The 251-nt window shown below is 73.3% G+C and carries 1 pseudogene; it reads right to left on the bottom strand.

What is annotated here, in order from left to right:
- Positions 1-251: pseudogene (gene sat, locus DEIPI_RS30445) on the bottom strand (sulfate adenylyltransferase); the annotation flags it as partial.

Genomic DNA, 251 nt, shown 5'->3' with positions numbered 1-251 from the left:
TCAGGACGATCCTTCCCCACAGGCGGGCGGCGTCCTCCCGCGTCACGGGCAGCGTGATCGGCACGCTCCACGGCACGCCCGACACGAGCCGCATGTGCTCCACCACGGCGCGGTAGTCGGCCTCGCCGAGGAAGCCCGTGAGGGGCGAGTACGCGCCCGTCGCGATGAGTTCGAGGTCCGCGAGACCGCGCGAGGTCAGTTCCAGCGTCGGCAGGCCGCGCAGCTCGCCCGCCTCCACCTCGCCGACCTGC

It is taken from the genome of Deinococcus pimensis DSM 21231 (assembly GCF_000519345.1).
GTDB lineage: Bacteria > Deinococcota > Deinococci > Deinococcales > Deinococcaceae > Deinococcus_A > Deinococcus_A pimensis.
This window is presented reverse-complemented; position numbering and strand designations above follow the sequence as displayed.